At 64.3% G+C, this 10718-nt stretch carries 14 protein-coding genes; 11 read left to right on the top strand and 3 right to left on the bottom strand.

Annotation, left to right across the window (positions count from 1 at the left end; all coding sequences use genetic code 11):
* Positions 1-269 precede the first annotated feature (269 nt).
* The gene (locus E4O92_RS09170) at positions 270-1226 is read left to right on the top strand and encodes an NAD(P)H-dependent flavin oxidoreductase (protein WP_135189467.1); all 957 of its coding nucleotides are present in this window, start codon (positions 270-272) and stop codon (positions 1224-1226) included.
* A 141-nt stretch (positions 1227-1367) separates the two neighbouring features.
* On the opposite strand, the gene E4O92_RS09165 is transcribed toward E4O92_RS09170, so the two are convergent.
* Positions 1368-1949, bottom strand: a complete 582-nt coding sequence (locus tag E4O92_RS09165) for a hypoxanthine-guanine phosphoribosyltransferase (protein WP_135189471.1) — start codon at positions 1947-1949, stop codon at positions 1368-1370.
* Positions 1950-2018: 69 nt separating this feature from the next.
* Positions 2019-2462 (bottom strand): MmcQ/YjbR family DNA-binding protein, encoded by a 444-nt coding sequence (locus E4O92_RS09160; RefSeq protein WP_229483197.1) that lies wholly within the window; start codon positions 2460-2462, stop codon positions 2019-2021.
* Positions 2463-2609: 147 nt separating this feature from the next.
* Here E4O92_RS09160 and E4O92_RS09155 point away from each other — a divergent pair, with 147 nt between their 5' ends.
* From E4O92_RS09155 to E4O92_RS09125, 7 genes are all read left to right on the top strand, one after another.
* Positions 2610-4427 (top strand): aminopeptidase P family protein, encoded by a 1818-nt coding sequence (locus E4O92_RS09155; protein ID WP_135189469.1) that lies wholly within the window; start codon positions 2610-2612, stop codon positions 4425-4427.
* Positions 4427-4684 carry a hypothetical protein gene (locus E4O92_RS09150; protein ID WP_135189466.1) on the top strand — a complete coding sequence of 86 codons (258 nt, stop codon included), beginning with the start codon at positions 4427-4429 and terminating at the stop codon, positions 4682-4684. The genes E4O92_RS09155 and E4O92_RS09150 overlap by 1 nt, the downstream gene beginning before the upstream one ends.
* A 31-nt stretch (positions 4685-4715) precedes the next feature.
* Positions 4716-5459 carry an MgtC/SapB family protein gene (locus E4O92_RS09145; protein ID WP_135189465.1) on the top strand — a complete coding sequence of 248 codons (744 nt, stop codon included), beginning with the start codon at positions 4716-4718 and terminating at the stop codon, positions 5457-5459.
* Positions 5460-5486: 27 nt separating this feature from the next.
* Positions 5487-6065 (top strand): DUF924 family protein, encoded by a 579-nt coding sequence (locus E4O92_RS09140; protein WP_135189464.1) that lies wholly within the window; start codon positions 5487-5489, stop codon positions 6063-6065.
* A gap of 1 nt (position 6066) precedes the next feature.
* Positions 6067-6897, top strand: a complete 831-nt coding sequence (locus E4O92_RS09135; RefSeq protein WP_135189463.1) for a Rossmann-like and DUF2520 domain-containing protein — start codon at positions 6067-6069, stop codon at positions 6895-6897.
* A gap of 37 nt (positions 6898-6934) precedes the next feature.
* Complete coding sequence (locus tag E4O92_RS09130) at positions 6935-7312, top strand: MAPEG family protein (protein WP_135189462.1); 378 nt, start codon at positions 6935-6937, stop codon at positions 7310-7312.
* A gap of 124 nt (positions 7313-7436) precedes the next feature.
* A complete protein-coding gene (locus tag E4O92_RS09125; RefSeq protein ID WP_135189461.1) occupies positions 7437-7799 on the top strand; it encodes a hypothetical protein in 363 nt (120 codons plus the stop codon).
* On the opposite strand, the gene E4O92_RS09120 is transcribed toward E4O92_RS09125, so the two are convergent.
* The gene (locus tag E4O92_RS09120) at positions 7790-8377 is read right to left on the bottom strand and encodes a putative pterin-binding protein (protein WP_135189460.1); all 588 of its coding nucleotides are present in this window, start codon (positions 8375-8377) and stop codon (positions 7790-7792) included. The genes E4O92_RS09125 and E4O92_RS09120 overlap by 10 nt on opposite strands.
* A gap of 51 nt (positions 8378-8428) precedes the next feature.
* On the opposite strand from E4O92_RS09120, the gene E4O92_RS09115 reads away from it, so the two are divergent.
* The 3 genes from E4O92_RS09115 (at position 8429) to E4O92_RS09105 (ending at position 10667) form a co-directional block, all read left to right on the top strand.
* Positions 8429-9025 carry an alpha-ketoglutarate-dependent dioxygenase AlkB family protein gene (locus tag E4O92_RS09115; RefSeq protein ID WP_135189459.1) on the top strand — a complete coding sequence of 199 codons (597 nt, stop codon included), beginning with the start codon at positions 8429-8431 and terminating at the stop codon, positions 9023-9025.
* 156 nt (positions 9026-9181) lie between these two features.
* Positions 9182-9766: an outer membrane beta-barrel protein gene (locus E4O92_RS09110; protein WP_135189458.1), complete on the top strand. Its 585-nt coding sequence runs from the start codon at positions 9182-9184 to the stop codon at positions 9764-9766.
* 322 nt (positions 9767-10088) lie between these two features.
* Positions 10089-10667 (top strand): porin family protein, encoded by a 579-nt coding sequence (locus E4O92_RS09105; RefSeq protein WP_167759742.1) that lies wholly within the window; start codon positions 10089-10091, stop codon positions 10665-10667.
* Positions 10668-10718: the final 51 nt, after the last annotated feature.

Genomic DNA, 10718 nt, shown 5'->3' with positions numbered 1-10718 from the left:
CATAAGACCCCAGAAAAGTTGGAACTGGTGTCCAACTTTTCTGGGTCAGTTCACTCCGCGGGGACGACGATATTGGGGCTAATTGCCACCTCCCACACTTGACAGTGCCATAGCCAATAATTTCCGTGTTCGTTGAACGCGTGGGCGGGAGGACCCGCCCACCCTACGCTCCAGCGCAAATTTTTAGAGGGCAAAATCTAGCACGGTCGTGCTTTTCTCGCCCATAATGGCCCGCAGCCGATCCGATCAATCACTGCCTGAGGGCCTTCATGACGCTACCCGCCGTGCTGCAACAACTGACCCTTCCCGTCATCGCCTCGCCGATGTTCATCGCGAGCGGTCCGGCGCTGGTGGCGGCGCAGTGCAAGGCCGGCATCGTCGGGTCGTTCCCGGCGCTGAACGCGCGTCCCGCCGAGCTGCTCGACACGTGGCTGACAAGCCTGCAGCGCGAGCTCTCCGAGTACCGCGAGGCCAATCCGGATGCGGCCGTGGGGCCGATCGCGGTGAACCAGATCGTGCACCAGTCGAATGACCGCCTCGAACACGACGTGGCGGTATGCGTGAAGCACCGGGTCCCGATCATCATTTCGTCCCTGCGCGCACCGCCGCGAGAGATGCTCGACGCGGTGCACGCGTACGGGGGCATCGTACTGCACGATGTGATCTCGATCCGCCACGCCGAGAAGGCGTTGGAGGCCGGCGTGGACGGGCTGATCCTGGTTGCGGCTGGCGCTGGCGGCCACGCTGGGGCGCTGTCGCCGTTCGCGCTGGTGGGCGAGGTACGGCGCTTCTTCAAGGGCCTGCTCGCGCTGTCGGGCTCAATCGCGACCGGCGACGCGATCCTCGCCGCGCAGGCGATGGGCGCGGACTTCGCCTACATCGGCTCGCGCTGGCTGGCCTCGCGCGAGTCGAACGTCAGCGATGCGTACCGGCAGGCGATCCTCGAATCGTCGGCGGCCGACATCATCTACACCAACCTGTTCACGGGGGTGCACGGGAACTACCTGCGCAGTTCGATCGTCAATGCCGGGCTCGATCCGGACGCGCTGCCGCAATCGGACAAGAGCAAGATGAGTTTCGGCTCGGGCAGCGCGAAGGCCTGGCGCGACATCTGGGGCGCGGGGCAGGGCGTGGGCCTGATGGACGACGTGCCGACGGTGGCGGAGCTGGTGGAGCGCCTGAAGGCCGAGTACCGGGCGGCGCAGCGGCGGCTCTGCGCTGCCTGACCTTGGCCCGTACCAGTGCGCAGGACGTCGTAGGGTGCGCACCTGTGCGCACGCGGTACGTGTGCGTACCAGCGCCAACAGCTTTCAACCGTACCGCGTGCGCACAGGTGCGCACCCTACGAACTGCCGCAACACGGGTTTTTACTCCGCCGCGCTCAGATCCTCCGCCGCGATCGACCACAGCCCCGGCAAATTGCGCCAGTACCCGTACACGTCCATCCCGAACCCGACCACGAATTCGTTCGGCAGCGTCAGGCCCACGATGTCGGCCTGCACCGGCTTGGTCTTCCCGAGCTCCTTGTCGGCAAATACGACGAGGAGGACTTCGGCCGCCCCCATGTCGAGCAGGCGCTGCTTGACATGGGCCAGCGTCTCGCCTTCGTCGAGAATATCGTCAACGACGACGATGGTGCGTCCGGCCACGGTCTGGCGCGGGATCACCTTCCACACCACCTCGCCGCCGCGGTCGTCGTCGCCGTAGCGGGTGACGTGGATGTAGTCGAATTCGAGCGGAAAGGACAGCTGTGTCAGCAGCTGGCCGGTGAACACGACGGCGCCCCCCATCACGCCGAGCACCAGCGGGAAGGGCGCGTCCGGTTCGTTGAAGCGCTGGTTCAGCACGGCGGCGACATTGCTTACGGCGGCCTGGACCTGGTCCGGGCTCACGATCTGCTGCGCATTCGCGAGCAGGGCGTTAGCGCGGGCGATGTGAAAATCTTGCATGGTCATCAATTTCGGAAAAGAAAAACGCACAGATTATGCGGCATTCTGGAGGACGAGCGGGTTTCTGGTTCAGGCATCGGCAGCGGCCAGAATCTCGCCCTGCAACTTTTTTGTCAGCTTGCCGAACACCAGCTCCCACGAACGCTTGAGCAGCTCGGCCGCCTCAATCTCGCCGAGCGGCGCATCGGCACTCACCCGCACCCATTTGGCGCGCGCCAGGTAAGGCGACGGCACGAAGCCGGGACGATCGGTCAGTTCCAGAAAGCGGTGATCGTCGACCTTGAAACTGATGCCCTCGGCCGGCACTGCGTTGCCGGTCACCGCGAACATCTTGCCACCCACTGAAAACACCAGATCGGCACCCCACTTGATGTCCTCGGTACTGCCAGGAAAGCTGCGGCACAGCTTCTTCGCGGCTTCGATGTCCATGTCGTCTCCGTTCAGGTGATGGGGATATGAGCGGTGCATCAGCGGATAGCAGGCAGGCGCGTCGGTATCATACAACTTTGACATTGGCGCCGTCATGCCGCAGCCATGTGCCTCCTCCCACCCGCCGCTGTGTTGATGTTCTTCCACAGGAGGGGCAGCGGCGCTCAAGATAACGAGTATGATAGAAGTTTGCACAAGTGTTCCGATATCTTTTTGACTAATTCAGTAGCCATGCCGATCACCGACCCGAACAAGGCTCGCGCCGCCCGTCTGGAGCAACTGCGCGCCGCAATGGTGCGCCACGGCATCGACGCCTTCATCGTGCCGTCGAGCGACCCGCACCTGTCCGAATACCTGCCCGGCCGTTGGAAGGGCCGCGAGTGGATGTCGGCCTTTACCGGTTCGGTCGGCACCTTCATCGCGACCAAGGATTTCGCTGGCGTGTGGACCGACGGCCGCTATTGGACCCAGGCCGAGCAGGAGCTGGCCGGCAGCGACATTTCGCTGATGAAGATTCCGTCCGGCGCGAGCCTGCAGCACATCGACTGGCTGGCGGCGAACATGGCCAGCGGGGAGAACGTGGCGGTGGACGCGCGCGTGCTCGGCTTGGCCGTCGCGCGCCAACTGGCCGATGCGTTGTCAAGCCACGGCGTCAAGCTGCGCACCGACATCGACCTGCTGGACGAGGTGTGGGAGGACCGTCCGGCGCTGCCGCAGGACCCGCTGTTCGAGCACAGCGAGCCGTACGCCACGATGCCGCGCGCCGCCAAGCTGGCCGAGACGCGCGCCGCGATGGACAAGCTGGGCGCCGATCGCCATTTCATCTCCACCCTCGACGACATCGCGTATCTGTTCAACCTGCGCGGATCGGACGTCAGCTTTAATCCGGTGTTCGTGGCGCACGCGCTGGTCGAGCCGGAACACGCGACCCTGTTTGTCGCCGACGGCAAGGTGTCGCCCGAACTGCGCGAACGCCTGCTCGAGGATAACGTGCGCGTCGCGCGCTACGAGGACGCGGCCGCGGCACTGGCCGCGCTGCCGGCCGGTAGCACTCTGCTGGTCGACCCGCGCCGCATCACGTCCGGCATGCGTGCCGCCGTCGCCAATGACGTGCGCGTGGTCGAGGCGGTCAATCCGACCACCTACGCCAAGTCGCGCAAGTCGGAAGCGGAAGTTCGCCACGTGCGCGCGACGATGGAGCAGGACGGCGCGGCGCTGTGCGAGTTCTTCGCCTGGCTCGAGTCCGTGCTGGCCGACCCGCAGCGCGCACCGCTCACCGAAGTGGCGATCGACGAGCACATCACGGCTGCGCGTGCGCGCCGGCCGGGCTTTGTCAGCCCCAGCTTTGCCACGATTGCCGGCTTTAATTCGAACGGCGCCATCATGCACTACCGCGCGCAGCCGGCATCCTGCGCCGTGATCGAAGGCGACGGCTTGCTGCTGATCGACTCCGGCGGCCAGTACGTCGGCGGCACCACCGACATCACGCGTGTGGTCCCGGTCGGTACGCCCAGCGCCGCGCAAAAGCGCGATTTCACCCTGGTGCTCAAGGGCCTGATCGCGCTTTCCTCCGCACGCTTCCCGCGCGGTACGCGTTCGCCGATGTTGGATGCGATCGCGCGCGCGCCGATCTGGGCTGCCGGTATCGACTATGGCCATGGCACCGGCCACGGCGTCGGCTACTTCCTCAACGTGCACGAGGGGCCGCAGTCGATCTCGCCCAGCACGCCGCCCGATCCGCATACCGCCATGGAGCCGGGCATGATCACCTCGATTGAACCGGGCATCTACCGGCCGGGCCACTGGGGCATCCGCATCGAGAACCTGGTATGCAATCGCGTGGAGCAGAGCACCGAATTCGGCGAATACCTCGGCTTCGAAACGCTGACGCTGTGCCCGATCGACACCCGCTGCATCGACCTGTCGCTGCTGCGTGGCGACGAGGCCGCGTGGCTCAACGGCTATCACGAGACCGTGCGCGCACGCTTGAATTCGCACGTGTCGGGGGCGGCGCGCGACTGGCTCGAACAGCGCACGAGGGCGATCTGATGGCAGGCGCACGCTCCACCCGCGCCAGCGCCGCCGTCGAGCGCCTGAAAAAGCGCAGCGGGAACAACGGCTATTCGATGGCGCGCACCGGCGACGGCCTGTTCTTCCTGGCCGAGCGCCCCGGCGCGCCGCCGCTGTGCCCCGCGCTCGAACTGGACGAATTCGTCGCGTTTGTCGACGGCCTCGGACCCCAGGTCGAAAAACGGGTCGGCAAGCACGACCTGGCGTTCGAAAAACAGCTGAAGAAAAAGCCTTGAGCCTTTGGCGCGCTGCGCCGGAAAGCTGCATATGTCCTGGTTCGATGTGTTGGCCGCGTATTGGTCGAAAACCGAATTGGCCACCAATGGCCTGATCCTGCTGAACATCATCGGCGCGCTGCTGCTCGGCCTCATGGTCGGCTACGAGCGCTCGTATCACGGCCGCGCAGCCGGAATGCGCACTTACGGCCTGGTGTGCATGGCATCGGCCGCGCTCACCATCATCGCCGGCTATCCGAACTTCTGGTTCGGCGGGCACGGCGATTCGCTGCTGACGACCGACCCGACCCGCGTGATCCAGGGAGTGGTGACGGGTATCGGCTTCCTCGGCGCGGGGGTCATCATGCGCGAGGGCTTCAACATCAGCGGCCTGACCACGGCGGCCTCGATCTGGACCTCGTCGGTGATCGGGATCCTGGTCGGCGTCGGCTTTTACCTGGCGGGGATTGCGCTGGCGTTCATCGCGGCGATGATCATGATCTACCTGAACCGGGTCGAGGCGATACTGCCGTCGCGCCACGCGCTGGCGGTCTCCATGCGCTTCGTGCCCGGCTACAGGCCGCGCGAGGAGGTGCTGCGCCGGATCGCGCTTGAACGCGGCTATGAGATCGCGGGCGGCTCGCTCACCATCGGCTTCAAGGACGGCGTGCAGGAATGGCGCTTCGTCGCGCTGGCGCTTTCCAAGCACAGTGGCGCGCCGCTGTCGGAACTGGCCGACGAGCTGTCGAAATTTGAAGGCATCGAGGGCTTTTTGCTCTCGCATGCACGCAACTGATAACAACAACAATCGGGATGACAAGAGATGAAGGCACAGGAGGTATTGGATTTCTGGTTCCTGCACCAGGATGATGAAGGACACGGCAAGGAGCGCAAGGAATGGTTCCGCAAGGACGGGCATTTCGATGACACGGTCCGCGAGCGGTTCGGCCCCGTGATCGCGCAGGCGGTCGCAGGCGGCCTGCGTGACTGGGATGCCGAGGGCCCGGCGGGAACGCTGGCGCGGATCATCGTGCTCGACCAGCTCACGCGCAACGCGTGGCGCGGCACGCCAGGCGCCTTCGCCGGCGACGCGCTGGCGCTGGCCGCCGCGCGCGGCTTGGTTGAAAGCGGCGCCGACCGCAGCTTGGCCCCGGTCCAGCGCTGCTTCGCCTACATGCCTTTCGAGCACGCGGAGGACGCGCGTGCGCAGGAGCAGTCGGTCGAACTGTTCACGGCTCTGGCGCGCGAGCATGAGGGCTTCGAAAGCTCGCTCGATTACGCGCACCGCCACCGTGGCGTGATCGCGCGCTTCGGCCGTTTCCCGCACCGTAATGCCATCCTGGGGCGGGCCTCGACGCCGGACGAACTCGAGTACCTGAAACAGCCCGGCTCCGGATTCTGACGTGGCGCCTACCCTGAATATCGTCGGCGCCGGCCATGTCGGCCGGGTGCTGGGCCGGCTGTTCGCGCAAAGCGGGGTGTTCGAAGTGCAGGACGTGCTGACCCGTTCAAGCGCCAGCGCGCAGGACGCGGTGCGCTTCATCGGCGCCGGCCGCGCGGTCGCGGCACCACGCGAGCTGCGAGCGGCCCAGGTGTGGATGCTGGCGGTCGGCGACGACCAGATCGCGCCGGTCTGCGCCGCGTTGGCGCAGCAAGGCCTGTTCGGGCAGGCAGTGGTGTTCCACTGCAGCGGCGCCAAGGCGGCGAGCGAGCTGCAGGCGGCCGAGAGGAAAGGGGCGCGCACCGCCAGCGTGCACCCGGTGAGGAGTTTTGCCGATCCCGATGCGGTGGCCGCGGCCTTTGGCGGCACCTGGTGCGGAATCGAGGGCGAGCCGGACGCGCTGGCGCTCTTGACGCGCGCGTTCGAGGCGATCGGCGCGCGGCTGGTGCCGATCGACGCGCCCGCCAAGACTGTCTACCACGCCGCCTCCGTGTTCGCCTCCAACTACCTGGTCACGGTGCTTGACGCCGCGCTGCGCGCCTACCAGGCGGCCGGCGTGCCGGAGCAGGTGGCGCGCGAGCTGGCGCGGCCGCTCGCCAGTGAAACGCTGGCCAACGTGTTCCGGCTCGGTCCGGAGGCGGCGCTTTCCGGTCCGGTCGCGCGTGGCGACATGGCCACCGTGGCGCGCCAGCAGGCGGCGCTGGCAAGCTGGGACGAGCCGACCGCAGAGCTGTACCAGGCCCTGGTCGCCGCCACGAGCGACCTTGCGCGGCGCAAGCGCGAACGCGGCTAGGGTTATCCATTTTCCGTTAAACCAATGAAGGAGTTTTATGCAATTGACAGGCTGGACGACGCTCGTCGTGCTCGCGGTGTATCTGTGGACCGGCGTGAACGCCGCGCGGGCAAGGGTCAAGTACAAGGTGCCGGCGCCAGCGATGGACGGTCCGCTGGGGTTCCGGAGCGCCATGCGGGTGCAGGCCAATACGCTGGAACAGCTGCCGCTGGTGTTGGCGCCGCTGTACACTTGTGCCTATTTTCTGGGCGACGCCTGGGCGGCGGCGGGCGGACTGCTGTGGTGCCTCGCGCGCGTCCTGTACGCGCGGGGCTACTATCGCGACCCCGCCAAACGCGAGGCGGGCTTTGTGCTGGGAATGATTGCCAGCGGATTGTTGATCTTAGGCACAGTCGTCGGTCTGCTCTTGCACTAAGGCAAAAAATCTTCTTTAAAGCATCGACAAAGTTCCTCTTAGGCAATAAGCTTAGCCCTAATGAGCATTCAAAAACCTAAGTCCCGCTGCGGTGTTGCCGGAGCGGGGGATGGAGGAACCCACAATGTTATTCTTGAAGAGCACCAGCGTGACCAAGGCGCCTGGCATTTATGAAGTCGACGTCGCGGCCAAACCGCCGGGAAAAACCTTTGGCATCTTCATGGCGACCGACCCCGACAATCCGCCCAACGCGGTGCTGACCGCGCTGGCGGAGCTGGGTTTCCAGAACACCTTCCAGCAGAGCTACACGCACAAGGACAAGGGCAAGGTGCTCGACCTGCATTTCCAGAAGAACGGCACCGACCTGTTCAACGGCTGGAAATCCGAGGAATGCTCGGCCAACCTGGCCGCGATCGACACCTTGTTTGGCAACTTCGGCATCCAGATCACGCCGCGCGTGATGACGCTGGCCGAAGCCTACGCCTGAGCATTCCCTTCCACTTCCATGTGATACAGGGCCCACGGGCACGACGCGAAGCGCTCGGGCAGTGGCTTGGCCGCCATCTCCGGCACCCGGTCGGCGTCGTACACCGCCCATAGCGGCCCCACGCCACCCAGCGGAATCGGCTGGCCGTCGAGGTGGGTGGCCACGATGAAGCGCCGCTCGCGCGCCTGCGCGACCGTCAGCGCGGCCGCATAACCGTCGACCGCGCGCAGCACGAGCTTGGCGGCATCGCCGGGCCGCGCCCCGGCCAGTGCCAGCACGTCCAGCAGCAACGGGCCGTGCAGCGCGTGCGGCTTGCTGTCGTATTCCAGGGTCGGCCGGATCGTCACGGCCGGCAGCGCCGTGATCGCGGCAAAATCCAGCGCCAGGGCCTTGCTGAAGCTGATCTTTTGGTTGTGCATCATGCGGTCCAGCACGGGATCGAGGGCGCCGCGGTTGCTGCGCTTGATGTCGCCGGTGATCGTGAGCAGGGCCGGGCCGCGCATGGTCATGGCGGCGCCGCTGGCGGGCAGGGCAGCGGCGGCCAGGGCAGCACTGCCGAGGAACTGGCGTTTGTTCATGCGAAAATCCCATGGACGGTTTTCGCCATCATACGCCTGATGTTTTCCAAAATGGATTTATTTACCCCCGCCACTATCCTGACGCCCATCCCGATCGAAGATGGCGAGCTGGCGCTGCAGCCCCAGCTCGGGCTGGCGCTGGCCAACGCCGAGATTTTGGCCCGGCTCATTGGTGAGACCGCCTGGCGTGCCGAACAGGTGACGGTGTTCGGCAAGCGCCACCTGCAGCCACGCCTGACTGCCTGGCACGGCGAGGCGCGTTACACCTATTCCGGGCTCACGCTCGAGCCGTTGCCGTTCACGCCGCTGTTGCAGCACATCCGGCAGGCGGCCGAGGCGGCGACCGGGCGGCGTTACAACAGCGTGCTGCTCAATTATTACCGCGACGGGCGCGACAGCATGGGCATGCACAGCGATGACGAGCCGGAACTGGGCCCTGAGCCGGCCATTGCTTCGGTAAGCTTCGGCGCTACGCGGCCGTTCGTGTTGCGGCACAAGCGCAGCGGGCGGACTTTCAAGATCGACCTGACCGATGGCAGCTTGCTGTTCATGAGCGGAAGCTTGCAGCAGAACTGGCAGCACGGCATCAACAAGTCGCAGAGGCCGCTTGGGCCGCGGGTGAACCTGACTTTTCGGTTCATAGTCTAAAAGGTCGTTTCAGGATGAGCGTTCAATCACGCCACCGTTCCGGGGCCTGTTGGCTGAACCGTTAACAGTATTCCCAATCCGCGTGCGCAGCCAAGCTGCACACCCTACGGGATACGCCGCGGGCGGGCAGCACGGTACTTAACCACAGGAGGCCTTATGAGAAAGCTCGTTTTGGCACTCGTTACCAGTGCGGCTGGCATCACCGCAGTCCACGCCCAAACCCGGCCCCAGGATTTCCCGCGTGGCTATCTCGGCCTCGGCGGCGCCGTGGCCGGCACCGCTTACAACATCAAAGGCATCGGCAACGTGAACAAGATCGACAAAACCGTCACGTCGATCAAGGTGTTCGGCGGGTACGAGTTCGATCCGATCTGGGGCGTCGAAGCCGGCTACGACAACTTTTCCCGCACCAATTTCGACTTCACGACAGGCAACTTCCAGGCGGGCACGGGCAATAGCGATGGTTACGGCGTGTATTTCGCCAGCAAGGGACGCTATCCGATCAACGATCAGTGGGAAGCCTACGTCAAACTGGGCGTCGCGTTCAGCCATCGGCGCACCAGCACCAGCGTTGGCTTGAATTTCAAGGAAGACGATACCGGCCCTTATGGCGGCGCCGGACTGCAATGGAGTTTTTACCCGCGCTGGGACTTTATTCTGGAATATGAACGTTTCGGCAAGAATAAGCCGAATGGTGCTCAGGCCGATGTTTTCTCATTCGGCACCCGTTACAGTTTCTGAGCCATTCCGCTATCGTGAATAAGGACCTGCGGGTCCTTTTTTCGTTTATTCCCGCCCGCGAGCAGCTTTTGCCGTTGTAAAAACACCTCGACAATAACAGGAACAACTGGTGCGCCGAACAATCCTGCTACTTCTGCCAAATCGCAGCCATCTCCTCGCAATTTTAGATATGTATATCTGACTGATGAGTCATTTAAGTTACATCTCATTACAGTTCTTACGAAATTAGCACTGTCGTATTGGAAATGGAATGCTATCGTCCCCCTATCGCGATTCGCATTGAATTGCGAACCAGTTGAAAAACATTAAGAAGGGAATGCGTATGAAAAAGCTGATTTTTGCACTGATCGCAGGTGTCGCTGCCATGGGCGCAGCTCAGGCTCAATCCACTACCGCTGGGCGCGGCTATGTCGGCATCGGCGTCGCCACCGCTGACCACTCTTATCCGTCGATCGTGCAGGGCGCGACCGACATCAAGGGCGACGGCTACAAAGCTTCGGCCAAGATCTTCGGCGGTTATGACTTTAACCAGAATTATGGCGTCGAGGCCGGCTACACCGACTTCCGCCGCTCGGACGTGAGCTATTCCCAAGGCGGTATCGCGCACAAGGGCAGCGACAAGGGCTATGGCATGTACGTTGCCGGCAAGGCGATGTTGCCGATTAACGAGCAGCTGTCGGCCTACGGCAAGCTGGGCGTGGCCTACAGCGAACGCGAGCTGAACGAGACCAGTGGCCTCAAAACCAGCAGGCACGACACCGGCGCCTATGCTGGCCTCGGCCTGCAGTACAACCTCACCAAGGAGGTGGCGCTGACTGGTGAGTACGAGCGCTACGGCAAGACCAAGAGCTTCGGCGCCAAGGCTGACGTCTGGACCGTCGGCGCGAAGTATAGCTTCTAAGCACATGCTTGCAGCCGCGCAGCGTGCGCGGCAATGCTGACGACAGGGGGC

Source organism: Massilia horti, assembly GCF_004614195.1.
GTDB lineage: Bacteria > Pseudomonadota > Gammaproteobacteria > Burkholderiales > Burkholderiaceae_D > Telluria > Telluria horti.
The sequence above is the reverse complement of the archived record's forward strand: the minus strand, read 5'-3'. Positions and strand labels throughout refer to the sequence as shown.

Coding starts and splice junctions, on each gene's coding strand:
- E4O92_RS09110 (WP_135189458.1), top strand. CDS start 9,182: ATGAGAAAGCTCGTTTTGGCACTCGTTACCAGTGCGGCTGGCATCACC.
- E4O92_RS09120 (WP_135189460.1), bottom strand. CDS start 8,377: ATGAACAAACGCCAGTTCCTCGGCAGTGCTGCCCTGGCCGCCGCTGCC.
- E4O92_RS09155 (WP_135189469.1), top strand. CDS start 2,610: ATGCCGATCACCGACCCGAACAAGGCTCGCGCCGCCCGTCTGGAGCAA.
- E4O92_RS09165 (WP_135189471.1), bottom strand. CDS start 1,949: ATGCAAGATTTTCACATCGCCCGCGCTAACGCCCTGCTCGCGAATGCG.
- E4O92_RS09115 (WP_135189459.1), top strand. CDS start 8,429: ATGGATTTATTTACCCCCGCCACTATCCTGACGCCCATCCCGATCGAA.
- E4O92_RS09140 (WP_135189464.1), top strand. CDS start 5,487: ATGAAGGCACAGGAGGTATTGGATTTCTGGTTCCTGCACCAGGATGAT.
- E4O92_RS09105 (WP_167759742.1), top strand. CDS start 10,089: ATGAAAAAGCTGATTTTTGCACTGATCGCAGGTGTCGCTGCCATGGGC.
- E4O92_RS09160 (WP_229483197.1), bottom strand. CDS start 2,462: ATGTCAAAGTTGTATGATACCGACGCGCCTGCCTGCTATCCGCTGATG.
- E4O92_RS09170 (WP_135189467.1), top strand. CDS start 270: ATGACGCTACCCGCCGTGCTGCAACAACTGACCCTTCCCGTCATCGCC.
- E4O92_RS09145 (WP_135189465.1), top strand. CDS start 4,716: ATGTCCTGGTTCGATGTGTTGGCCGCGTATTGGTCGAAAACCGAATTG.
- E4O92_RS09125 (WP_135189461.1), top strand. CDS start 7,437: ATGTTATTCTTGAAGAGCACCAGCGTGACCAAGGCGCCTGGCATTTAT.
- E4O92_RS09150 (WP_135189466.1), top strand. CDS start 4,427: ATGGCAGGCGCACGCTCCACCCGCGCCAGCGCCGCCGTCGAGCGCCTG.
- E4O92_RS09130 (WP_135189462.1), top strand. CDS start 6,935: ATGCAATTGACAGGCTGGACGACGCTCGTCGTGCTCGCGGTGTATCTG.